This window comes from Curtobacterium flaccumfaciens, from assembly GCF_018598405.1.
Lineage (GTDB): Bacteria > Actinomycetota > Actinomycetes > Actinomycetales > Microbacteriaceae > Curtobacterium > Curtobacterium aurantiacum.
In genome coordinates, this window is sequence record NZ_JAHEWS010000007.1 from 110,919 (window position 1) to 132,415 (window position 21,497).

Annotated in this window: 25 protein-coding genes; 11 read left to right on the plus strand and 14 right to left on the minus strand. The window is 70.8% G+C overall.

What is annotated here, in order from left to right:
* Positions 1 to 14 precede the first annotated feature (14 nt).
* The gene (locus KK097_RS06340; protein WP_214544077.1) at positions 15 to 497 is read left to right on the plus strand and encodes an FBP domain-containing protein; all 483 of its coding nucleotides are present in this window, start codon (positions 15 to 17) and stop codon (positions 495 to 497) included.
* Positions 494 to 748 (plus strand): hypothetical protein, encoded by a 255-nt coding sequence (locus tag KK097_RS06345; RefSeq protein ID WP_214544078.1) that lies wholly within the window; start codon positions 494 to 496, stop codon positions 746 to 748. Before KK097_RS06340 ends, KK097_RS06345 begins: the two co-directional genes overlap by 4 nt.
* A gap of 33 nt (positions 749 to 781) precedes the next feature.
* Here the strand turns inward: KK097_RS06345 and KK097_RS06350 are convergent, their stop codons facing one another.
* Complete coding sequence (locus KK097_RS06350) at positions 782 to 1,666, minus strand: LysR substrate-binding domain-containing protein (RefSeq protein ID WP_214544079.1); 885 nt, start codon at positions 1,664 to 1,666, stop codon at positions 782 to 784.
* Positions 1,667 to 1,734: 68 nt separating this feature from the next.
* On the opposite strand from KK097_RS06350, the gene KK097_RS06355 reads away from it, so the two are divergent.
* Both KK097_RS06355 and KK097_RS06360 read left to right on the plus strand, forming a co-directional pair.
* The gene (locus tag KK097_RS06355; protein ID WP_214529002.1) at positions 1,735 to 2,223 is read left to right on the plus strand and encodes a GNAT family N-acetyltransferase; all 489 of its coding nucleotides are present in this window, start codon (positions 1,735 to 1,737) and stop codon (positions 2,221 to 2,223) included.
* Positions 2,224 to 2,269: 46 nt separating this feature from the next.
* Positions 2,270 to 2,455, plus strand: a complete 186-nt coding sequence (locus tag KK097_RS06360; RefSeq protein WP_017887087.1) for a hypothetical protein — start codon at positions 2,270 to 2,272, stop codon at positions 2,453 to 2,455.
* 105 nt (positions 2,456 to 2,560) lie between these two features.
* Here KK097_RS06360 and KK097_RS06365 read toward each other — a convergent pair whose 3' ends face one another.
* Positions 2,561 to 3,748: a MalY/PatB family protein gene (locus KK097_RS06365; RefSeq protein WP_250896501.1), complete on the minus strand. Its 1,188-nt coding sequence runs from the start codon at positions 3,746 to 3,748 to the stop codon at positions 2,561 to 2,563.
* A 112-nt stretch (positions 3,749 to 3,860) separates the two neighbouring features.
* Between KK097_RS06365 and KK097_RS06370 the strand changes: the two genes are divergently transcribed.
* Positions 3,861 to 4,637, plus strand: coding sequence for an isocitrate lyase/PEP mutase family protein (locus KK097_RS06370; RefSeq protein WP_214544081.1), 777 nt, complete (start codon positions 3,861 to 3,863; stop codon positions 4,635 to 4,637).
* 83 nt (positions 4,638 to 4,720) lie between these two features.
* On the opposite strand, the gene KK097_RS06375 is transcribed toward KK097_RS06370, so the two are convergent.
* Positions 4,721 to 6,622 (minus strand): amidase family protein, encoded by a 1,902-nt coding sequence (locus tag KK097_RS06375; protein WP_214544082.1) that lies wholly within the window; start codon positions 6,620 to 6,622, stop codon positions 4,721 to 4,723.
* The gene (locus KK097_RS06380) at positions 6,619 to 7,428 is read right to left on the minus strand and encodes a hypothetical protein (protein WP_214544083.1); all 810 of its coding nucleotides are present in this window, start codon (positions 7,426 to 7,428) and stop codon (positions 6,619 to 6,621) included. The genes KK097_RS06375 and KK097_RS06380 overlap by 4 nt, the downstream gene beginning before the upstream one ends.
* A 139-nt stretch (positions 7,429 to 7,567) precedes the next feature.
* Between KK097_RS06380 and KK097_RS06385 the strand changes: the two genes are divergently transcribed.
* The 4 genes from KK097_RS06385 to KK097_RS06400 all read left to right on the plus strand — a co-directional run bounded on the left by KK097_RS06385 (position 7,568) and on the right by KK097_RS06400 (position 9,683).
* A complete protein-coding gene (locus KK097_RS06385; protein WP_214544084.1) occupies positions 7,568 to 8,179 on the plus strand; it encodes an HD domain-containing protein in 612 nt (203 codons plus the stop codon).
* Positions 8,180 to 8,451: 272 nt separating this feature from the next.
* Positions 8,452 to 8,739: a hypothetical protein gene (locus tag KK097_RS06390; protein WP_017887091.1), complete on the plus strand. Its 288-nt coding sequence runs from the start codon at positions 8,452 to 8,454 to the stop codon at positions 8,737 to 8,739.
* Positions 8,740 to 8,838: 99 nt separating this feature from the next.
* Positions 8,839 to 9,303, plus strand: coding sequence for a type II toxin-antitoxin system RelB family anti-toxin (locus KK097_RS06395; RefSeq protein WP_214544085.1), 465 nt, complete (start codon positions 8,839 to 8,841; stop codon positions 9,301 to 9,303).
* The gene (locus KK097_RS06400) at positions 9,300 to 9,683 is read left to right on the plus strand and encodes a HepT-like ribonuclease domain-containing protein (protein WP_214544086.1); all 384 of its coding nucleotides are present in this window, start codon (positions 9,300 to 9,302) and stop codon (positions 9,681 to 9,683) included. The genes KK097_RS06395 and KK097_RS06400 overlap by 4 nt, the downstream gene beginning before the upstream one ends.
* Positions 9,684 to 9,719: 36 nt before the next feature.
* Here the strand turns inward: KK097_RS06400 and KK097_RS06405 are convergent, their stop codons facing one another.
* The 3 genes from KK097_RS06405 to KK097_RS06415 are packed head-to-tail and all read right to left on the minus strand — an operon-like array spanning position 9,720 to position 11,849.
* Positions 9,720 to 10,109 (minus strand): DUF2510 domain-containing protein, encoded by a 390-nt coding sequence (locus KK097_RS06405; RefSeq protein ID WP_214544087.1) that lies wholly within the window; start codon positions 10,107 to 10,109, stop codon positions 9,720 to 9,722.
* A 37-nt stretch (positions 10,110 to 10,146) separates the two neighbouring features.
* Positions 10,147 to 11,220, minus strand: a complete 1,074-nt coding sequence (ychF, locus tag KK097_RS06410) for a redox-regulated ATPase YchF (protein WP_214544088.1) — start codon at positions 11,218 to 11,220, stop codon at positions 10,147 to 10,149.
* A 59-nt stretch (positions 11,221 to 11,279) separates the two neighbouring features.
* Positions 11,280 to 11,849: a hypothetical protein gene (locus tag KK097_RS06415; RefSeq protein WP_214544089.1), complete on the minus strand. Its 570-nt coding sequence runs from the start codon at positions 11,847 to 11,849 to the stop codon at positions 11,280 to 11,282.
* Between the two features lie 44 nt (positions 11,850 to 11,893).
* Here KK097_RS06415 and KK097_RS06420 point away from each other — a divergent pair, with 44 nt between their 5' ends.
* Both KK097_RS06420 and KK097_RS06425 read left to right on the plus strand, forming a co-directional pair.
* Complete coding sequence (locus tag KK097_RS06420; protein ID WP_214528990.1) at positions 11,894 to 12,559, plus strand: exonuclease domain-containing protein; 666 nt, start codon at positions 11,894 to 11,896, stop codon at positions 12,557 to 12,559.
* A gap of 155 nt (positions 12,560 to 12,714) precedes the next feature.
* Complete coding sequence (locus KK097_RS06425; RefSeq protein WP_214528989.1) at positions 12,715 to 13,473, plus strand: GntR family transcriptional regulator; 759 nt, start codon at positions 12,715 to 12,717, stop codon at positions 13,471 to 13,473.
* Positions 13,474 to 13,656: 183 nt separating this feature from the next.
* On the opposite strand, the gene KK097_RS06430 is transcribed toward KK097_RS06425, so the two are convergent.
* From KK097_RS06430 to iolD, 7 genes are all read right to left on the minus strand, one after another.
* Positions 13,657 to 14,064: a tautomerase family protein gene (locus KK097_RS06430; protein WP_214544090.1), complete on the minus strand. Its 408-nt coding sequence runs from the start codon at positions 14,062 to 14,064 to the stop codon at positions 13,657 to 13,659.
* A gap of 61 nt (positions 14,065 to 14,125) precedes the next feature.
* Positions 14,126 to 15,319 carry a Gfo/Idh/MocA family protein gene (locus KK097_RS06435; protein ID WP_214544091.1) on the minus strand — a complete coding sequence of 398 codons (1,194 nt, stop codon included), beginning with the start codon at positions 15,317 to 15,319 and terminating at the stop codon, positions 14,126 to 14,128.
* Between the two features lie 207 nt (positions 15,320 to 15,526).
* On the minus strand, positions 15,527 to 16,639 hold the full coding sequence (locus tag KK097_RS06440; protein WP_214528986.1) for a transaldolase family protein: 1,113 nt from the start codon (positions 16,637 to 16,639) through the stop codon (positions 15,527 to 15,529).
* Positions 16,636 to 17,505 carry a sugar phosphate isomerase/epimerase family protein gene (locus KK097_RS06445; protein ID WP_214544092.1) on the minus strand — a complete coding sequence of 290 codons (870 nt, stop codon included), beginning with the start codon at positions 17,503 to 17,505 and terminating at the stop codon, positions 16,636 to 16,638. The genes KK097_RS06440 and KK097_RS06445 overlap by 4 nt, the downstream gene beginning before the upstream one ends.
* A 3-nt stretch (positions 17,506 to 17,508) precedes the next feature.
* On the minus strand, positions 17,509 to 18,570 hold the full coding sequence (locus tag KK097_RS06450; RefSeq protein ID WP_214528984.1) for a Gfo/Idh/MocA family protein: 1,062 nt from the start codon (positions 18,568 to 18,570) through the stop codon (positions 17,509 to 17,511).
* Positions 18,571 to 18,613: 43 nt separating this feature from the next.
* Positions 18,614 to 19,567 carry a sugar phosphate isomerase/epimerase family protein gene (locus KK097_RS06455; protein WP_214528983.1) on the minus strand — a complete coding sequence of 318 codons (954 nt, stop codon included), beginning with the start codon at positions 19,565 to 19,567 and terminating at the stop codon, positions 18,614 to 18,616.
* A 33-nt stretch (positions 19,568 to 19,600) separates the two neighbouring features.
* Positions 19,601 to 21,490, minus strand: a complete 1,890-nt coding sequence (gene iolD, locus KK097_RS06460; protein WP_214544115.1) for a 3D-(3,5/4)-trihydroxycyclohexane-1,2-dione acylhydrolase (decyclizing) — start codon at positions 21,488 to 21,490, stop codon at positions 19,601 to 19,603.
* Positions 21,491 to 21,497: the final 7 nt, after the last annotated feature.

The following is a 21,497-nucleotide window of genomic DNA, read 5'->3' on the forward strand; positions in this document are numbered from 1 at the left end:
AGGGTGTCAGCACCGTGAAGCCACTGACCGAAGCCGACATCCGATCGTCGTTCGTGAACGCCACCCCCGACGAACTCGCCCAGCTGCCGATCCCCGGCCTGCACGAGATGCTCTGGGACGAACGCGAGTTCCTGGGCTGGCGCGACCCGCAGGCCGCCCGCCGCGGGTACATCGTGTCCTGGATCGACGAGCGCCCGGTGGGCATCGTCGTCCGCTCCGCCGGTGGTTCCCTGCGCCCGGGCATCGCCGCGATGTGCTCGTTCTGCCACTCGCCGCAGCCCGCGACCCAGGTCCGCCTGTTCTCCGCCGCGCGTGCCGGTGAGTCCGGCCGCAACGGCAACACGATCGGCACGTACATCTGCGAGGACCTCGGGTGCTCGATGCTCATCCGCACCGCGCCGCCGCACCTCAACCCACCGGCGACCATCGCGATGCGCGGCGCCGCCCTGCTCCAGCGCGTGCAGAACTTCACCGCGGACATCATGAGGTCGGCGTGAGCCGGTTCGGCACCGCTCGCTGGGCCGTGGTCGAGGAACTCGGCGACGGCCGGTGGCGGCTCACCCTGCGTGACGAGGCCGACGACGAACTCGGCGCGTTCGGGCTGGGCGTCGAGGGGCCGTGGGACCCGGACGTCGAACCGCACGTCGGGTTCGTGCTCGTGCAGCTCAGGTTGACACTGCGGGGCGCACGACCGTGGCGGATCGACGAGCTCGGTGACCACCGGGCACCCGTCCTGTCACTCGGCTGAGCGGGATCGTCCAGCCGACGTCGGTCCGCTCGGTCAGTCCGCGGTGACGAAGTTCCGCAGGATCTCACGGTCGTCATCGGCGCGCATCGCCCAGGCGAGCTCGCTGCGGTGGTCGCTGCCCTCGAGCGGCAGGAGCGCCACCGTGTCGGGTGCGGCGCGCGCGGCGCTCTCCGGCACCACCGTGACACCGAGGCCCACCCCGACCAGGTGCAGCACGGTCGCCCAGGTCGTGGCCTCCTGCACGATGACGGGTCGGCGCCCACCGGCGGTGACCGGTGCGAGGTTGCGCTCGGTCGCCAGTGCCCCCGCGACCGACGGGAAGAACACGAACGGCTCGTCGACCAGCTCGGTCCCCCGGATGTGCTCGCGGTCGGCCAGACGGTGCCCGCGCGGGACGGCGGCGACGAAGGCCTCGGAGCGGAACGGCAGCAGGCGCACGGCGGGGTCCGGGTCGGCGTCGCGCACCACCGCCAGGTCGAGTTCACCGCGGACGATCCGGGCGAGCAGCGTCGACGAGTACCCCTCGGTCAGTTCCACCCGGACCAGGGGGTAGCGCTCCCGGAACGCCTGCACGCGTTCGATCGGACCGAGGGGCAGCGCGGAGACGACGAACCCGACGTCGAGCCGACCGACCTCGCCGCGACCGACCCGCACCGTCTCGTCGAGGTCTCTCCGCACCTGGCCGAGCAGCGAGCGAGCACGACCCTGCAGCACCCGGCCGGCGGGGGTCAGCGCGACGCTCCGGCTCGTCCGGACGAACAGGTCGACACCGAGCGAGCGCTCCGTACGGCGGATCTGCTGGGACAGTGCGGGCTGGGCGATCCGCAGCTGTTCGGCCGCTCGCCCGAAGTGCAGCTCGTCGGCGACGGCCAGGAACGCCCGCAGCTGCCGGAGGTCGACGTCGGATTCTCGATCCATGCACACAGCGTATCAATCAGCGCGAACGAGTATTGGACGTGACTGCATCGGCAGCCGACGATGGATGCATGCCCGAAGCGACCTCCACCGTCACCATCACCGACCTCGCCACCCCCGCGGACGCCGAGGCGTTCCGCACGCTCAACGAAGCCTGGATCACCCGGTACTTCACCCTGGAGGACGAGGACCGCGTGTTCCTCGGCGACCCCGTCGGCCGCGTGGTGGAGCGGGGTGGCGCCGTCCTGGTGGCCCGGCTCGACGGCCGGGTCATCGGGTGCATCGGGGTCGTGCCCACCACCCCGGGCGTGTTCGAGCTCGTGAAGATGGCCGTCTCCCCCGACCACCAGGGGCACGGCACCGGACGGAAGCTCATCGCCGCGGCGCTCGACCGGGCGCGCGAACTCGGCGCCCACCGGGTCGACCTGGAGAGCAACGCGCAGCTCACCAGCGCCGTGCACCTGTACGAGGCGTTCGGCTTCCGGCACCTGCGCGAGGACGAGATTGCCCCGAGCCCGTACGTGCGGGCCGACGTGCACATGACGCTCGACCTGCACTGATGCTCGACCTGCACTGACGGCGGCCCGGTCCCGGTACGCTCGCGGCATGGCGACGTACGAGGTGCAGGCGGTCCGCGAGGCCGGCGCGTGGCAGGTCTTCATCGACGGCTTCATGGTGACCGAGGTGTCCCGGTGGCCGTCCGTCGGGTTCGTGGCCCGCGAACTCCTCGCGATGGACCGCGACGACGACCTGCGCATCCGCGTCGTCGGCCGCAACCAGTACGTGGCCTGACCCCGGCGGGCTCGAGTGAGCAGAAGACATCGAGTGCGTGCCGCCGACCCGACGTCTTGTACTCACTCGGTGCCGCGTAGCCGGCAAACGACGCCGCTCCGCAGGTCACGCGACGTGCCAGACCAGCCCCTCCTGCGCGCTCGACGGGTACGCCGAGGCGATCCGGAACACGGCTTCGCGCAGAGTCTCCGGTGAGCACGCCAGGTTGAGCCGGACGAACCCGCGCCCCTCGGACCCGAACCCCAGACCGGAGTTCAGTGCGACGTAGGCGTTCTCGCGCAGCGGCACCGCCGGGTCGTCCCCGAGGCCGATCCCGCGGAAGTCGAGCCATGCCAGGTACCCGGCGCGCGGCCGGGTGTAGACGACTCCGGGCAGGTGCTCGGCCAGCAACTTGGCGAGCAGTCGGTCGTTCGCCACGATGCGTGCCACGACGTCGTCGAGCCAGTCGGTCGCGAGGGTGAACGCCGCCAGGTTCGCGTGCAGCCCGAGGATGCTCGTGCGGCAGGCGACCTCTTCCCACAGGGTGTCGAGCAGCGCGGCGGTCCGGGGATCCCCGGCGACGATGACCGAGCACTTGACGCCGGCGAGGTTCCACCCCTTGCTCGCCGAGGTCACGCACACGCTCCGGGCACCGAGCGGTTCGGCGACGGCGGCGAACGGGGTGAACTGCACGCCCGGGTGGGTCAGGGGGGCGTGGATCTCGTCGCTGATGACGAGGACGTCGTACTTCGCGGCCAGTTCGGCGATCGCGACGAGGTCGGCCCGGTCGTGCACGAGTCCGACGGGGTTGTGCGGATTGCAGAGCAGGAAGACGCCGACCCCGTCGGCGAATGCCCGCTCGAGGCCCTCGAGGTCGAGCCGGTACTGCCCCCACTGCTCGAGCAGCGGGACCTCCTCGACCTGACATCGAGCCTCTTCGACGAGCTCGAAGAACGGCGGGTACACCGGCGGCGTGATCGCGACGCGGCCGCCGTCGGGCAGGGCGAGCCGCAGCGACTCGACGATCCCGACGCTGACGTCGGTGGCCAGGTGGATCCGCGACGGGTCGATCTCCCAGCCCCAGCGGTCCAGCGCGAACTGCGCGAAGGCGGGAGCGAGCGGACCGGGGCCGTCGAGGTACCCGAGGTCGGACTGCGAGACCCGTTCGATCAGGGCCTGCCGGATCGCCGGCGCGACGTCGTGGTCCATCTCGGCGACGAACAGGGGCAGCACGTCGGGCGCGTACCGCGTCCACTTGATGCTCGTCCGGACCCCGCGGAGCGTGCCGACCGGGTCCTGCTCGTCGCTCGCCATGCGTCCCAGCATGCCCCTGCCCGGAGGCCCGGCGCGACTCCCGACGTCATCCCACGTCGTCTTTGGCTGGGCTCGCGGCCGGGGGCCGCCCCGTCGGCCTACGCTCGGCCGCATGAGCACGAGCACCGCCGACAAGGCCGTCACCCTCAAGCAGCTGCACGAAGCCCCCGAGATCCTGCGGGTCGTGAACGTGTGGGACGCGATCACCGCCAAGGTCGTCAGCGACCTGCCCGGCACGAAGGCGATCGCCACCGCCGGGCACTCGATCGCTGCGTCGTACGGGTACGAGGACGGCGGCATGCCCCTCGACCTCGCCCTGTCCGGGGCAGCGGTCGTCGCCGCCGCCACGGACCTGCCGGTCACCGCTGACCTGGACGACGGCTACGAGGACCCCGCCGAGACGATCCGCCGCGCCATCGGCTCGGGCATCGTGGGCGCCAACGTCGAGGACCGACTGCGTCCCTTCGACGAGGCGGTCGCCCGCGTCGCCGCGATCACCGCTGCGGCACAGGCCGAGGGCGTCGACTTCCAGCTGAACGCCCGCACCGACGCGATCGTGCGCGGCGGCGAGCGCCCGATCGACGAGAGCATCGAGGACGCGATCGCTCGCGGCACGGCGTTCCTGGACAACGGTGCCGCGCTGGTCTTCGTGCCCGGCGCGATCGAGCGTTCCGTGGTCGAGCGGCTCGTCGCCGGTCTCGGCCGCGGCAAGCTGTCGGTCATCGGCCTGCCCGGCGCCCTGCCCGCCGCCGAGTACGAGGCGCTCGGCGTCGCCCGCATCTCGTACGGCCCCCTCACGCAGCGGGTCGCGCTGCGCGCGCTCCGCGACCTGGCGACCGATCTGTACGCCGACGGCGTCGTACCGGAGGACACCCCGGTCCTGAACTGACGGAGCGGACGGACGGGAGGCCCAGTGCCAGCTGGCACCGGGCCTCCCGTCCGTCCTGTGGTCGCGATCGCGACCCGCTCAGCTCAGCCGAGCGCCGGGTACAGCGCGGGAGCGGTGCGCGCGTGCGTCTCCTGCTCGAAGGCGTAGCCGAGGCCGATGACCGTGCTCTCGTCGAACGAGCGGCCGAGGAACTCCAGGTTCACGCCGGCACCGGTGATCGTGTTGTCGGCGGCGATCGCCTGGCCCATCGGGACGGTGACCGCCGGCATGCCGGTGTTCGGGCTGAGGCGCATGTTCGTCGACTGCGTGCCGTACGGCGTGCCCGACGGGTAGACGAGCGCGTCGAGGTCCTGGTCGTCGAGCATCTGCGTCACGAGCTGCTTGCCGGTGGCGAGCTGCGTCGTGTGCGACCCCGACGGCCCGGCCCACGCCTGGTACTGCGCGTCGGTGATCAGGTCGCGCGACTGGTAGGTGCTCTTGCGGCTCGGCACGTACTCGCCCGAGGCCAGGATGCCCTGCAGCGAACGCGCGGTGACGTCCGGGTCGAGGTGCTTCGCGACGTACTCGTCCAGGTCGTGCTTGAACTCGTTCGTGCTGCCGCTGCCCTCGGACAGGACCCGGTTGAAGGCCGTCGTCGCGGTGATCGGGACGACGGTGGCACCGGCGGCCTCGAGCTTCGCGACGGAGGCGTCGAACAGGCGCTTCGTCGTGGCGTTCGTGCCGACCATGCTCGTCACGTAGCCGATGCGGGCGCCCCGCAGGGAGTCGGCGTCGAGCGACGACGTGTACGACGTCGGCACCTTGCCGGCCTGCGCACTCGTCGCCGGGTCCGCCGCGTCCACGCCCGTGACCGCGTCGAGCGCGACCGCTGCGTCGGTCACCGAGCGCGTGATCGGGCCGCCCGTGTCCTGCGACAGCGCGAGCGGGATGATCCCGTCACGGCTGGTCAGCCCGACCGTGGGCCGGATGCCGACGAGCTGGTTGTAGGTCGACGGCACGCGGATCGAGCCGCCGGTGTCGGTGCCGAAACCGATCCCAGCGAGGTTCGCAGAGATCGCCGCACCGGTGCCGCCGCTCGAGCCGCCGGCGGTCTGCGCCGTGTTGTACGGGCTGGCGACCAGGAGCGACGAGCCCGCGGGCTGGTTCGACGAGAACTCGGAGACGAAGCCGAAGGCGAACTCGTCGAGGCTGGCCTTCGCCAGGATCACGGCGCCGGCGTCGCGCAGGCCGGTGACCATGGCGGCGTCGGTGTCGGTCTGGTTGTCGTCCCAGCAGCCGCAGCCACCGGTGGTCGGCATGTCCTTCGTGTCGTAGTTGTCCTTCACCGCGATCGGCACGCCGAGCAGCATGCTCGTCATCCCGTGCTCGGCGCGCTCGGCGTCCGCGGTCTTCGCGGCGGCCAGGGCGTCGGCGTTGGTGGTGACGATCGAGTTGAGCGGGCGCCCAGTCGACGCGGTGTCGACCTTCGCGCGGTCGTAGGCGGCGATGCGGTCGAGGTAGTCCTGCGTGATCGCGACCGACGTGGTGACCCCGGCGTTCATCGCGGCCTGCATGTCGATGGTCGACGCCTCGACGAGCTGGAACGGGCCGTCGTCGTAGATCATCCGCTGGGAGAGGCCGGCCAGGTCGGCGACGGTGATGGTGCCGTCGGCGTCGGTGTCCGCGGCGCTGACCGTCGCCCAGTCGGTGCTCGTGGTCGTCGCACCGAGGTGGTCGGTGAGGACGGTCAGGTCGACCTTCGTCACCTGGTCGTCGCCGGTCAGGTCGAGGTCCGTGTAGTACGGCGCGAGCATGGCGGCGGGGCTGGCATCGACGGCCGCGGGTGCTGCGGTGGCCGTGATCGCGGGGGTCGCGGCGAGGACGGTGCTGACGAGGGCGATGAGCGATGCGCCGGCGACGGTGGTGCGCTTCTTGCTGGAGGCCCGCTTCGTGGTGGCCTGCTTGCCGGAGGTCTGCTTCGTGGCGGCCTGCTTCGTGGCGGTCATGCGGAGGCTCCGGTGCGGTCGCGGCGGGCACGACGTGCCCGCAGGGTGATCAGGGTGCCGCCGGCTGCGAGCAGGGCGATGGACGCGGCGATCCACGGCGCGACGTCGGCGCCGGTCCAGGCGAGGTCGCCTCCGATCGGACGGTCGTCCCCACCGGCAGCGGCCACGGCGGTGGCGCCGCTGGTCGGGTCGGCGCCGGGCGTGGTGGGGGCCGCGGGGTCGCCGGTGGCGCCGCCACCGCCACCGCCTCCGGGCGGCGTGGTCGCACCGGGGGTGGGTGTGGCCGTCGGGGCGGTGGTCGCGGCCGCGGCGACCACGACGGTGGTGCTCGCCGGGTCGTCGAGGGTCGTCGACGTGCCGTCGGAGCCGACGAGGGCGATGCTCGTGACGTCGAGGTCGACGCTGCCGACCGCCGTCGGGGTCAGCGAGATCGAGGTGGCCAGGTCGCCGTCGAGTGCCGGTGAGGTGCCGAGGCGGGTGTGCACGATCGTCAGGGTGTCGCCGTCCTGCTCGACGCTGTCGAAGCCACCGTCCGGGCCGGTGACGCTGTCGTCCCGGTACTGCACGGAGTCGGCCTCGAGCGTGATCTCGTACGCGTAGACGTCGGCGGTGTGCGGGATCGTCAGGTCGACGTCGAACGCCGTGCCGACGGTCGCGGTGGCCGGGGCGTCGATGGTTGCGGTGGTGGCGGTGGGCGCTGCCTGGGCCGGAGCGGCCGTCAGGACGGCGAGGCCGAACGCCCCGGCGGCGACGAGCGTCGAGGAGACGATCGTCGCGCGGGGGCGCAGCCGTGGTCGGTGCTGCATGGGCGCAGTTCCTTCGGGTGGGGTGGAGGGGTGCTGAGCGGGTACTCAGTGAACCGAAAGCTAACGGGGCGCTGTTTCCGGTTCTGGCCCGGCACGTTTCCGCCCCGTTACGGCTCGCTTCTGCCGCTACTGTCGTGCCATGTCGGTCGACGTCGAAGCCCTGCTCACCCCGCCCTCCCCCGTCGCTGCGCGCGCGCTGGACGTCGTGCGGGCACGGTCATCCCCGGCCCTCGTCAACCACTGCCTGCGGTCGTGGGCCTGGGCCGTCCTGCTCGCCCCGACGGTCGACCTCGAACCGGACCCCGAGCTGCTCTTCGTCGCGACGATGCTCCACGACCTCGGCGTGACCCCGTCGTTCGACGCCCACCGGGTGCCCTTCGAGGACGCCGGCGGCGCCGTGGGCTCGGTCTTCGCGCTCGGTGCCGGTTGGGATGCCGCACGTGCGCGTCGGGTCGGCGAGATCATCGAGCGGCACATGTGGACCACCGTCGACCCGGAGCTCGATGCCGAGGGGCACCTGCTCGAGGTCGCGACCTCGCTCGACGTCTCCGGTGCGGGCTTCGACAAGTGGTCGTCGGACGACCTGCGGGACGTCACGGCCGCGCTGCCCCGCCTGGACTTCTCGGCGACGTTCGACGGGCTGATCCACGAGCAGGCTGCGCGCAAGCCGTCATCCGCGGCCGCTCGTCTGGACGGCTCGGGCAACGTCGCCGCAGGCGGAGACCGCTGGGCGGCCTTCCTGGCGTCCTGACGCTCGGTCCGGTCGCTCGCTGGACTTCTCGGCGGGGTGGGCGTACAGTCTCTTGTTGGTGCACTGCAGCGAACCCATCTGACTCGCGCACACCAACCTCTCGACACCGACTCACCCGAGTCGCATTCCACTCGAGACACCGCTCGATCCGAACGGACGAGCTGCACGTTGAAACTCGACGTGCGCGCCCCGCACTCGATGCGTCGCGCTGGACTGAGACGTCCGCCGACACCGAGTCGCCCTGGCGCCGAATGACCAGGAAGTACAGCACCATGACCAGCAACGAACGAATCACCGTGTTCGGGACCGCACTCGCGGCCCCGACGATCACCCCCGACCGCATCGCCGAGTTCCCGGTGCGCGACGACCGCTCGCAGCGCGAGTACCTCGTCCGCATCGCGGCCGACGACCTGGGGACCTTCGTCACCCGGGGCACCCGGCTCGACGCCGTCGGCGAGGCCGGCTGGACCGTCCCGGGCCGCTCCTGGGCGGGCGAGGCCAGCCGCACCCTGCTGCAGGCACAGTCCGTGCAGGCAGGCGAGATGGCCCTCGCGGCCTAGGTCCACCAGCACCACCACGAAGCGCCGCCGAGTTCGCTCGGCGGCGCTTCGTCGTTCCCCGGCGGCGGTCTATAGTCGAGAGCTATAGGGGAGGTGTCCATGCGGGTCGAACGTGCTGCGGAGCTGATCCGCGCCGCCCGCGAAGACCTCGGCCTCTCGCAGACCGGTCTCGCTGCCGCCGCCGGGATGCAGCAGCCCACCATCTCGGCGTACGAGAGCGGGCGGAAGCGGCCGCGCCCGGAGTCGCTCCGGCGGATCCTCGAAGCGGCCCACACCCGCCCGAGCATCCCGCTCGCCATCTACGCCGACGCGATCCTCGACGAGGCGAAGCGCTTCCACCTCGACGACGTCCGCGTCTTCGGCTCCGCGGTGCGCGGGCAGGACACCGAACACAGTGACATCGACCTGCTGGTCCACCTGACCCCCGCGGCATCACTGTTCGACCTCGGTGGATTCGCGCACGAGGTCGAGCGCATCACCGGTTTCGAGGTCGACGTCCTCACCGATGACCTCGAGAATGACGAGCACTTCGCCCACGTCCTCGACGAGGCCGTGCCCCTGTGACGCCGACTCCCCGGTTCACGCCTCGGCCCCGCAACGACCGTGATCCTGCTGCCCTCGACGAGCGGTGGCCGTCGCTCCAGGCCAGCTTCCTCGACTTGCTCGCCGAGTGCTCCATGATCGTCGAGCACGGGCGGAGCGAGTTCGACGCGGCCCGCAGCCTCACCTACCGGGCAGCCGAAGCGGTCATCATCCACTTCGACGACCTGCTCGGTCGCATCCCCCAGGACAGGGAGGCACGGCTGCCGTCCGACCTGTCACTCGCGGCGGTCCGGAAGACCCGCAACATCCTGTCCCACGACTACCGGAAGGCGCGGAAGGAGATCGTCTGGGACGCGATCGAGCACCGCATCCCCGCGGTGATCCTGGCGCTCGTCGACTGAGGTCACCGGACGACCCGACGACTCGGGCCGATCGCCTCAGTTCAGGCGCTCGAAGACCATCGTGGCCTGCACCCGGTCCCCGCCGCCGAACCCAGTGCTGCCGGCCGAAGCCGTCGTGATCGTGTGCAGCCGGTACCCGAGCGCAGCCTGCGCGTTGATCGCCTTCTCGAGCTCGGTGAGGTTGCCCGAACCCGTCCCGAAGAACTTCTCCTTGAGCACCACCTGCAGCACGACGTAGCTCATGCCGTTCTGTGCCGGACGCGGCTGACCACCCGAAGCGGCTTCCGCCTGGATCCGGCCGATCACTCCACCGACACCCGACGCCGCGGGCGCCTGCTGCTGCACCTGCTCCGTCCACACGGAACCGTCCCACCACCGCATGGCGCCGGAGCCGTCGTCGTACCACCCTGCCTGTGCATTCGTCATGCGCTCATCCTGGCGCACGACGAACCACGCCGGCAGATCAGTTGTTGAAGCGGAACTCCACCACGTCGCCGTCCTGCATGACGTAATCCTTGCCCTCGATGCGGGCCTTGCCGGCAGCGCGGGCGTCGGCGATCGAGCCGGCTTCCATCAGGTCGTCGAACGAGATGACCTCGGCCTTGATGAAGCCCTTCTCGAAGTCGGTGTGGATGACGCCGGCAGCCTGGGGAGCCTTCCACCCCTTGCCGATCGTCCACGCACGGGCTTCCTTCGGACCGGCCGTCAGGTAGGTCTGCAGCCCGAGGGTGTCGAACCCGATGCGGGCGAGCTGGTCGAGGCCCGACTCGGTCTGACCGGTCGACTCGAGCAGTTCGGCGGCGTCGGCCGGGTCGAGGTCGATGAGCTCCGACTCGACCTGGGCGTCGAGGAACACGGCCTGCGCGGGTGCGACGAGCGCAGCCAGTTCGGCCTTGCGGGACTCGTCGGTCAGGATCGCCTCGTCGACGTTGAACACGAAGATGAAGGGCTTGGCGCTGAGCAGGCCGAGCTCGGCGATCGGCGAGAGGTCGATCTTCGTGGCGGACAGCAGCGTGCCCTGCTCGAGCGCGGCACGGGCCTCGCGAGCGGTCTCGAGCACGACCGGCTCGGCCTGCTTGAGCTTGAGCATCTTCTCGTACCGCGGGAGCGCCTTGTCGATGGTCTCCATGTCGGCGAGGATCAGCTCGGTGTTGATGACCTCGAGGTCGTCCTTCGGGGAGACCTTGTTCGCGACGTGCACGACGTCGTCGTCGGTGAAGCCGCGGACGACCTGCGCGATGGCGTCGGCTTCGCGGATGTTGGCGAGGAACTTGTTGCCCAGGCCTTCACCTTCGCTCGCGCCCTTGACGATGCCCGCGATGTCGACGAACGACACCGGCGCCGGCACGGTCTTCTCCGAGTGGAAGAGCTCGGCGAGCTGGTCGAGCCGCGAGTCGGGCAGGTTCACCACCCCGACGTTCGGCTCGATCGTCGCGAACGGGTAGTTCGCGGCGAGGACCTGGTTCTTGGTCAGGGCGTTGAACAGGGTCGACTTGCCGACGTTCGGGAGTCCGACGATTCCGATGGTGAGAGCCACGGAAGAAGAGCCTACCGGCGGCGGCCTGTCGGAGCCGACTCGGGCCTCCAGTCCGTCCGTCAGTACAGCGGACGCGGCCCGTCCATCGGGGGCCGCAGGGCCGTGATGCGGCGCTCGACGACGTCGAAGACGTCGGCCTGCAGCCGCTGCGATCGCCGCCAGTCCACCGGCACCTGGAGCGAGTGGTCGGCACGGTCGACGGTCTGGAGGCGCGCAGCAGTCCCCGAGACCCGCTCGGGCCGCCACATGGTGTCGTCGCCACCCCCGATCGCGTCGTGCGCGTCGGTGGCAGCGGCGAGCGCTGCCGCGACGTCGTCGTGGGTGAGGACCGGCGTCAGCCAGACGCCGGGCACCGCGTGGCGGATCGCCCACGGCAGGGCGAAGCAGCCGAACGACTTCGCGACGACGAGGTCGGGCAGCCGGTCCCCGAGTGCGCCGGCGACAGCGGTCTCGACGAACCCGACCGGATCGGCGCTGGCAGCGTCGTCGACCTGCCATCGAGGCGCGGCGACCTCACACCCTGCCGCGACGGCGATCTCACGTGCCCACCAGAGCAGCGGCGCCTGCTGCCCGTAGCCGGACCCGGCGAGCAGCAGGACGAGCGGACGTCGGTCGGCCTCGTTCCCCATGCGCTGAGGGTAGCCACACGCAACGCCGACGGGAACGGAGGGCGATGTCGGAACCCCGTGCGACGATCGGGACCGTGCCGTTGAACTTCACCGCGATCGACTTCGAGACCGCCAACAGCTCGCCCGCCAGCGCCTGCTCCGTCGGGCTCGTGAAGGTCCGCGCCGGCCGGGTCGTTGATCGGGCGTCGTGGTTCATCCGCCCGCCGCTCGGGCACGACACCTTCCTGGAGTGGAACACCCGCATCCACGGCATCGTCGCCGAGGACGTCATGCACGCCAAGACGTGGGAGCAGCAGTACCCGGACCTGGTGGCCTTCGCCGAGGGTGACGTGCTGGTGGCGCACAACGCCCGCTTCGACATGGGCGTCATCGCCGGTGGCTGCTCCGCGACGGGGATCGACCTGGCCGAGCACCACTCGCTGTGCTCCCTGGCGGTCGCCCGCAAGACCTACACGCTCGACTCGTACCGCCTGCCGGTCGCCGCGATGGCCGCCGGGTTCGAGGGCTTCCAGCACCACGACGCCGCCGCCGACGCCGAGGCCTGCGCCGCGATCGTCGTGCACGCTGCCGGGCACCACGGCGTCGAGACCGTCGAGGCGCTCGGCGCGGTCACCCGGGTGACGATCGCCCCGGTGCACGCTCGTGCCGAGAAGCCGAAGGCCGCGAACCAGCCGCGGCTGTCGAACCGGCCGATGGTCTTCGCCGACTGAGGGCCTTCGCCGGTTGATGCTCTTCGCCGGTTGATGCTCTTCGCCGACTGACGCAACGCCCGTGGCACGCGGCCGGGGCGGCACATCCCCGGTGGTATTGTCACGACAATGCCGTCGGCACCGACGCCGGCATACCGCACGTGTGAAGGACCGCGATGACCAACGATGGCCAGCTGCCGTCCGACCTGTTCATGGACCTGGACCGGTCGGGTCCCATGCCCCTCTACTTCCAGGTCGCCTCGCGCATCGAGGAGTCGATCCGCTCCGGCGCGATGCCACCAGGCGCCCGGCTCGAGAACGAGATCGCCCTCGGCGAGCGACTGGGTCTGTCGCGGCCGACGATCCGCCGGGCGATCCAGGACCTCGTCGACAAGGGCCTGTTGGTGCGCCGCCGTGGCATCGGGACCCAGGTCGTGCACGGGCCGGTGACCCGCAAGGTCGAGTTGACGAGCCTGTACGACGACCTGGCGCAGGGTGCGCAGGCTCCGGCGACGAAGCTCCTGCAGCGGAACGACGTGCCGGCGTCCGACGAGGTCGCCGCAGCGCTCAGCCTCGAGCCCGGCACGACCGTCGCGCACATCCGCCGCGTGCGGTTCGCTGAGGACGTGCCGATGGCGATCCTCGAGAACTTCCTGCCGCCGGAGTTCCTCGACCTGACCGACGAGGACCTGCAAGCGCACGGGCTGTACCAGCTGCTCCGCGGCCGGGGCGTCACGATGCGGGTGGCGAAGCAGCGGATCGGTGCCCGTGCGGTCACCGACGAAGAGGCCAGCCTGCTCGAGATCGAGGACGGCGACCCGGTGCTCACGATGAGCCGCACCGCGTACGACGCCTCGGGCCGTGCGGTCGAGTACGGCGTGCACTGCTACCGGCCCGACCGGTACTCGTTCGAGGTCACGCTCGTCGACAAGTAGGCCGCTCGGTCAGGTTCTGTCGTCCGGGGCTGCCTGCCGACTGGTCACGGCGTGCTGTCGGTGGTGCACCGAGCGGTCACGAACTGTCGCCCGGACGCCCGGCAACCGACAGTCCGTGACCACTCGGCGGACCTGAGCGGGGTGTCGTGACCACCCCGCACCCGCACCCGCACCAGCACCCCCTCACCCGAGCGCGGGCACCCCGAGCTCGCCGGTGACGTACTGGGCACGCCCGAAGCCGAACGACCAGTCCTGCGGGCCGTTCTCCACGTAGCCGATGAAGACGTCCTCGGACGCGACACCGATCGCGGCGAGGGCGTCGTGGATCGCCCGGTACAGCGCGGCCTTCGCCTCGTCGGTCCGCCCGCGCTGCGTGAACACCTGGATCATGACGACACCCTCGCTGCGCTCGAACCCGAGGCCGGCGTCCTCGGCGATGATCTGCTGCGCGGGGTGCTCGGTGATCACCTGGAACCGGTCCCGCACCGGGATCCCGTACACGTCGACGATGGCCTGGTGGATGGCGTCGGCGATGCCACGGACGGCCTCCGGCGTGCGGCCGGTGGCGAGGTCGATACGGACGAGCGGCATTGTGCCTCCTGATTGCTCGGACTTTGTCCTTACATACTAACAAGAAGGCACCACCGGGTGTCTAGAACTTCGGCGTCGGCGCCCCGTACGTCAGCGGCCCGTCGACCAGGGCGACGTCGTGCCACGCGCCGTCGATCAGCGAAGCCTCTGCTGCCTCGACGATCGACGCCGCGGCGAGCCCATCGGCGACCGAGGGTGCGAGTTGCTCCCCGCGCTGCACGCTCGCGATGAACTGCGCCGCCTCGATCGTCTTCAGGTCGTCGTAGCCCATCGCGGTGCCGGCACCCGGCTGGAACCGTCCGAACTCGCCGTCGCCGGGGGCGACGTAGTGCGTCGCGTACCCGTCGACCTCTTGCCCGTCCAGGTACACCTCGAGCTCGTTGAGCCGTTGGAAGTCCCACCGGACCGAACCGCGGGTGCCGTAGATCTCGAGCGCGTACTCGGCGTGCGGCCCGCGCATCACCCGACTCGAGTCCATCGTGCCGACCGCACCGTCCTCGAACCGGAACAGCAGCGCGGCGTAGTCCTCGTTCTCGACGGCACCCAGCTCGCCGGTCGCCGCCGCACTGCGGTCGACGATGCCGGCACCCGGGCGGGGACGCGACTCGATGAACGTCTCGGCGAGCGCACTGACCGAGGCGATCCGCCCGACCACGTACTGCGCCAGGTCGAGTCCGTGCGACAGCAGGTCGCCGAGCACACCGGATCCGGCGCGCTCACGCTCGAAGCGCCAGGTCAGCGGGGCCGCCGGGTCGGACGAGTAGTCGGCGAGCAACGACCCGCGCACGTTCGTGATCCGCCCGAGCCGACCACTGCGGACGAGTTCGCGGGCCCGCTCGATCGCCGGGGCGTGCCGGTAGTTGAAGCCGACGCTCGTGATGACGCCGGCGCGCTGCACCGCCTGGTGGATGGCGCGGGAGTCACTGGCGTACCGCCCCATCGGCTTCTCGATCCAGAACGGTTTGCCCGCCTCGGCCGCGGCGACGGCCATCTCGCGGTGCAGGAAGTTCGGCGAACAGATCGACACGACGTCGACCGCCGGGTCGGCGAGGACCTCGTGGTAGTCGGCGACGGCCCGGTCGTACCCGAGCCGTGTCACCGCCTGGTCGCGCGCCGCCTCGATCGGGTCGGCGGCGACGACGAGCCGCGGCTGGACCCCGAGCTCCGGGAAGTGGTCCGGCAACGCTCGGTAGGCACGGGAGTGCAGCCGCCCCATCCAGCCGACCGAGATCAGCCCGACGCCGATGCTGTCCATGGAGAACTCCTTCGTTCAGGTGACGCGCATTGGAGCGCGACAACGAGCGTAGCCGATGCGGCTGCGCTTTGTCAGTACATGACGCAACCGCCTGGAGGCCCGGTACCGGTCTCGGGGACCGGCACCGGGCCTCCAGGCTGGTGCGTCAGCGCGCGGGGCGCGACCCGTGGTTCCGACCGCGGATCCCGCCGCGCATCAGATCGCGTCTCAGACCGCGGGGACGATGATGTCGCGGACCAGTGCGTCGAGCTTCGCGTCGGCGTCCAGGAACTGCCGGAGCGTCGTCACGGTCGCACCGAAGCGGTCGAACTCGTCGATCGTCATCCCGTCCACGTCGTAGCCGCGGGCGAACTCGGGCGTCGCGGCCCGGAGCGCCTCGATGACGTGCACGGGGACCTCGTCGTCGATGGCGTGCGGCCGGAACGGGAACGCGTTGTCGTTGATGTCCTTCGTCCACTGGAACGGCGGCGAGACGACCAGGTCCCCGCCCTGGAACTCGGACCACTGCAGTGCGTTGCGGAACGCGGCGACGAGCACCCGCGAGCGGAACCCGCGCTCCTGGAAGACGCGGTAGGCGTTCTTCACCGCGGCGACACCGGCCCACTCGAGGATCCCCGGGTCCACCATCACGTGGTCACGCTTCACGACGGTCTTCAGCCAGTCGTCGAAGCGGCCGGCCATCAGGGTGACGACGTGGCCGAACTCCTGCTCCGGCAGGCCCTCGGCAGCACGGCGGTCGAGTGCCCGCTCGATGGCCTCGCCCACGGCGACGACCTGCGGCACCGTGAACGACACCGTGGCGTTGATCGAGACGCCGCGGTAGGCGGCTTCCTCGATCGCGGCGATGCCGACCTTCGTCGCGGGGATCTTCACGATGATGTTCGGCGCGAGCTGCGAGAACCGGACGGCCTGCTCGACGAGCGCGTCGGCATCGCGGTGGAACCGGGGGTCGGTCTGCATCGACAGGCGACCGTTCCGTCCGCCGGACGCCTCGAACGCGGGCAGCAGCTGCGCCGCGGCGGCGATCGAGAGCTCCTCGACGGCCTTCCAGCCGATCCAGGACTCCCCCGCCGTCGGGTGCTCGGCCGCGATCTCGCGGATGCGCGGAACCCAGGTCTCCGGGTCCTGCTGGATGCACGTGTACGCGATCACCGGGTTGCAGGTGGCACCGACGGCACCGTACTCGTGGATGGCGGTCGACAGCTCGCGCGGGTCGGCGGAGTCGTTCCACAGGGCGGTCGGGGTCTGCTCCGCGGCCTGCAGGGTGACGGGACGGGAGTCGGCGTCGGTGGATGCCTGGGTCTCGAGGGTGGTGGTCATCGGTGGAGTCCCTTCGTGATCGTGTCGAGTTGGAACCGCGACACCGCATCGGCGTTCTCGTCCTCGGCGAAGACGCTCGACACCGCGACGGTGTCCTCGCGCGCCGAGAATCCGACCCGGTCGAGCGCCGCCCAGAAGGCGTCGAAGTCGACGTCCGCCTGACCGACCGGCAGGTGCTGGTGCACCCGGACCGGGTTGCCGGGCGGGTTCGTGATGTAGCGCAGGCCGTGCGAGCGACGGTGGTCGTACGCGTCGGCGACGTGGACCAGCTGCAGCGAGTCACCGGCGGCGTCGACGATCTCGTCCATGTTGCCGCCGTAGTGGAACGTGTGGCAGGCGACGTAGACGAACCCGACGTGCTTCGAGTTCAGGCCGCGGATCACCCGGAGGGCCTCGAGTCCGTCCTCGACGAAGTCGTCGGGGTGCGGGTCGATGAGCACGCGGATGCCGGCGTCCTCGATGATCGGCAGCAGTTCCTCCATCGACCGGTAGAACTGGTCCTCGGACTCCTCGGCACGCTCGGGGCGGCCGGAGAACTCCGTGTTGATGGTGTCCACGCCGAGGCGCTTCGTGATCTCGATGACCCGCTTCCACTTCCGCACCGCAGCCTGTCGGGCGTCCTCGTCCGGGCCCGACCAGCGCAGGACGGGCAGGACGCTCGCCACCTGGACCCCGGCGTCACGACAGGCCGCGGCGAACGCGTCGACCAGGTCGTCGTCGGCCTTGGGGTGCCGGTAGAAGGGGATGAAGTCCTTGTGCGGGGTCAGCTGCAGGTACTCGTAGCCGAGCTCCGCCACCTTGGCCGGGAACTCGAGCAGCGACAGGTCGTGGTGGAACGGGGTCGGGTCGAGCGCGATCTTCGGCATCGATCAGGCCCCGGCGAGCGCGGCGGTCGCGTCGCTCGTTTCGTCGTAGAACGCCGGCTTCGTGACCGCGTACTCGACGGTCTCGTGCGCGCCGGACTGCTGGGCGCGGACGGCGACCTCGGCGACGACGGACGCGGTGTAGCCGTCCCAGGCACTCGGCCCGTCGATGCCGCCGGTCCGGGCGGCATCGACCCAGCGCTGCACCTCTTCGTCGTAGGCGGCGGCGAACCGCTCCTTGAACGACGGCGTCACGCCCTGCGAGGTCGCCCCGGCTGCAGCGAGCGAGAGCGAGGTGTCGCGACCGATGTAGGCGACGCCCGACTCGAACACGGCGTCGGTGGTGACCTGGTAGCCGAACTGGGCGTTCACGTTGATCTCGACGATCGCCATGGTGCCGGACTCGGTGGTGAACAGGACGAACTGCGGCTCGGGCAGGTCGGCCGGCGCGAGGGAGTTCTTGCGCGGCTTCTTCACCTCGACGCTCGTGATCGCCTCACCGGTCAGGAACGGGATGATGTCGATCTCGTGGATCACCGAGTCGTGGATGAGCATCGACTCGCTGAAGTTCGGCGGCGTCGTCGGGTTGCGGTGCGCGTGGTGCAGGGCGAGCAGCGCACCGTTCGCCCCGGACTCGCGCAGCGCCTTGAGCTCCTGGTACCCGGCGTCGAACCGGCGCATGAAGCCGACCTGGATGACCGGTCGGGCTGCGTGCTGCTGCTCGAGCTCGACGATGCGCAGGGAGTCCGCGGCGCTGGTCGTCAGCGGCTTCTCGCACAGCACGGTCAGACCGCGTTCGAGGGCCGTGACGAGGATCGGCTCGTGCAGGAAGCCGGGCGTCGCGATGATGACGCCGTCGATCTCGGTCTGCGCGAGCGCCTCGTCGAAGGACGCGGCGGTGATCGCGCCGGGTGCCAGGGCTGCTGCCGCGTCGGCGCGGGCCTGGTCGGGCTCGACGACGGCGACGACGTCAGCGTTCGAGATCTTGGCGGTGATGCGGCGGACGTGGTCGGCGCCCATCATGCCGGCGCCGACGACGGCGACGCGGAGGTTCTGCGTGGTGGTCATGGTGGTCTTCTCCTGGGGTTGTTGACGCTGCGTGGACGGCGCGTCAGGAGGCTCGGGCGGCCGACGTGGAGCCGAAGATGTGCTGGAAGGTGCGTTCGGCGATCGGGCCGGGGGCGTCGACGGAGCAGCCGTACATGTCCTGCTCGACGATGCCGAAGATGTCCGGGTTGATCGCGGCGACGGCCTCGATGATCGGGGCGAGTTCGGGGGTGCCGTGCGGCGGCTCGGTCATGATGCCCTGCGACACAGCGGTGGCGAACGGCACGTCGTTCTTGAGCACGTCGAACAGCAGGTCGGTGTCGACCTGCTTGAGGTGCAGGTAGCCGATGCGCTCCGGGTGTGCGGCGATGAGCTTGAGGTTGTCGCCGCCGTAGTAGGCGAAGTGACCGGTGTCGAGGCAGAGGTTCGTGTACTCGGGGTTCGTGACCTCGAGGAACCGCACGGTCTCCTTGTAGGTGCCGACGTGGCTGTCCGCGTGGGTGTGGAACTGCTGGTGGACGCCGAACTCCTCGAGCAGGGCCTTGCCGAGCTGGTCGTGGCCCGTGCCGAGTCGCTCCCACTGCTCGTCGGTGAGGGTGCGTGCCTCGAGCACCTCTTCGGTGGCGTCGGAGCGCCACAGGTCGGGGATCGTCACCAGGTGCTCGGCGCCGAGCTTCGCTGCCAGGCCCGCGACCGCGACGGCCTGGTCCCACGCACGCTGGAACTGGTCCTCGCCCTTGTGGAACCCGGTGAAGACCGTGCCCGCGGACAGCTTGAGCCCGCGGGACTCGAGCTCGTCGGACAGCTGCGACGGGTCGGTCGGCAGGTACCCGTACGGCCCGAGCTCGATCCACTCGTACCCGGCGGCGGATGCCTCGTCGAGGAAGCGCTGCCACGGCACCTGCTTCGGGTCGTCCGGGAACCAGACGCCCCACGAGTCCGGGGCGGTGCCGATGCGGATCGAGGCGGGCGCCGCGTCGGTCGCGGGGCTGCCGATGGGGGTGGCGGTGTCGGTCATGACGTCGCTGTCGCTTTCTGTCTCGTGAACGGTTCAGCCGAGCAGCGGACGCTGCGTCGCGACCTGCTGCTCGTACTCGGCGCGGGCGGCCTGCGTGCTGGGGAGGGTGGAGGTCTGCGCGACCGGCACGTCCCACCAGCCGTCGCCCTCGGGGGCGTAGACCAGCGGGTCGGAGTTGATGTGCACCAGGGTCGTGTGGTCGTTCGCCTTCGCTTGACGCAGTGCGGCCTTGAGTTCCTCGATGCTGTCCGGACCGGGCTGCACCTCGATGACGTCGACGCCGTACGAGCGGGCGTTGGCCGCGAGGTCGACGGGCAGCGGGTCGCCGTTGTCGAACGACTGGGTCTCGTCGAGGTAGCGGTACCGGGTGCCGTAACGCTCGGAACCGACGGTCTCGGACAGGTGCCCGATCGACGCGTACCCGTGGTTCTGGATGAGCACCACGATGATCTTGATGCCCTCGGCCACGGCGGTGACGAGTTCGGTGTGCAGCATGAGGTAGCTGCCGTCACCGACCATCACGATCGCGTCGCGGTCCGGTGCCCCGCGGCGGACACCGATACCGCCGGCGATCTCGTAGCCCATGCACGAGAACGCGTACTCGACGTGGTACCCGAGCTCGTCGCGCACCCGCCAGAGCTTGTGCAGGTCGCCGGGCAGCGAGCCCGCGGCCTGGATCACGACGTCGCGCGGGTCGGAGACCGACTGCACGGCCCCGATGATCTCCGGCTGGCCGGGCAGGTCGGCGCCGGACGGCGCGAAGGCGCCGTCGACGGCAGCGTCCCACGCCGCCTTCAGCGAGGCGATCTCGGATGCGTACCCGGGGTCGACGACGTACGCCTCGTCCGAGGTGAGCGACTCGGTCAGCGCGACCAGCGCCTCCCGGGCGTCCGCGATCAGCGGCAGCTGCGAACCGTGCTTGTAGGCGTCGAACGCGGCCACGTTGACGTTGACGAACGTGACGTCCGGGTTCTGGAACGCGGTGCGCGACGCCGTCGTGAAGTCGCTGTAGCGGGTGCCGATGCCGATGACGACGTCGGCCTGGGCGGCGATCGCGTTGGCGGCCGCGGTGCCGGTCGCACCGATCCCACCGAGGTACTGCGGGTGGTCCCAGACCAGGGCCCCGCCGCCGGCCTGCGACGTGCCGACCGGGATCCCGGTGGCCTCGACGAAGGCGCGGAGCTCGTCGGCGGCGTCGGAGTACAGCACGCCGCCGCCGGCCACGATCACCGGACGCTCGCCGGCGCGGATCGCGGCCACGGCACGCTCGAGCGGTCCGCGCTCGGGCAGCGGGCGGCGGATGTGCCACTCGCGCGGCTGCAGGAACGCGACCGGCACGTCGAACTCCTCGGCCTGGACGTCCTCGGGCAGCGCGATCGTCACCGCACCGGTCTCGGCCGGGTCGGTCAGGACCCGCATCGCGGCGAGGGCGATCGAGAACAGCTGCTCCGGACGCTCCACACGGTCGAAGTAGCGCGACAGCGGACGGAACGCGTCGGTGACCTGCAACGACGTGTCGTGCGGCAGCTCGATCTGCTGGAGCACCGGGTCCGTGGTGCGTGTCGCGAAGGTGTCCGACGGAAGCAGCAGCGCCGGCAGCCGGTTCGTCGTCGCGAGCGCAGCTGCGGTCAGCATGTTCGCGGCACCCGGACCGACCGACGCAGTCGACGCGTAGGTCGCACGGCGGCGGTGCATGCGGGCGAAGCCGACGGCCTCGTGCACCATCGCCTGCTCGTTGCGGGCTTGGTGGTAGGGCAGCAGACCGGGCTGCTCGACGTGGAGCTGCTTGATCGCCTGACCGACCCCGGCGACGTTGCCGTGCCCGAAGATGCCGAAGATCCCCGGGATGGTGCGTTCGCGGACGTCGCCGTCGACGGTCCACTGGTTGGCCAGGAACTCGACGAGTGCCTGGCCGACCGTCATCTTCCGC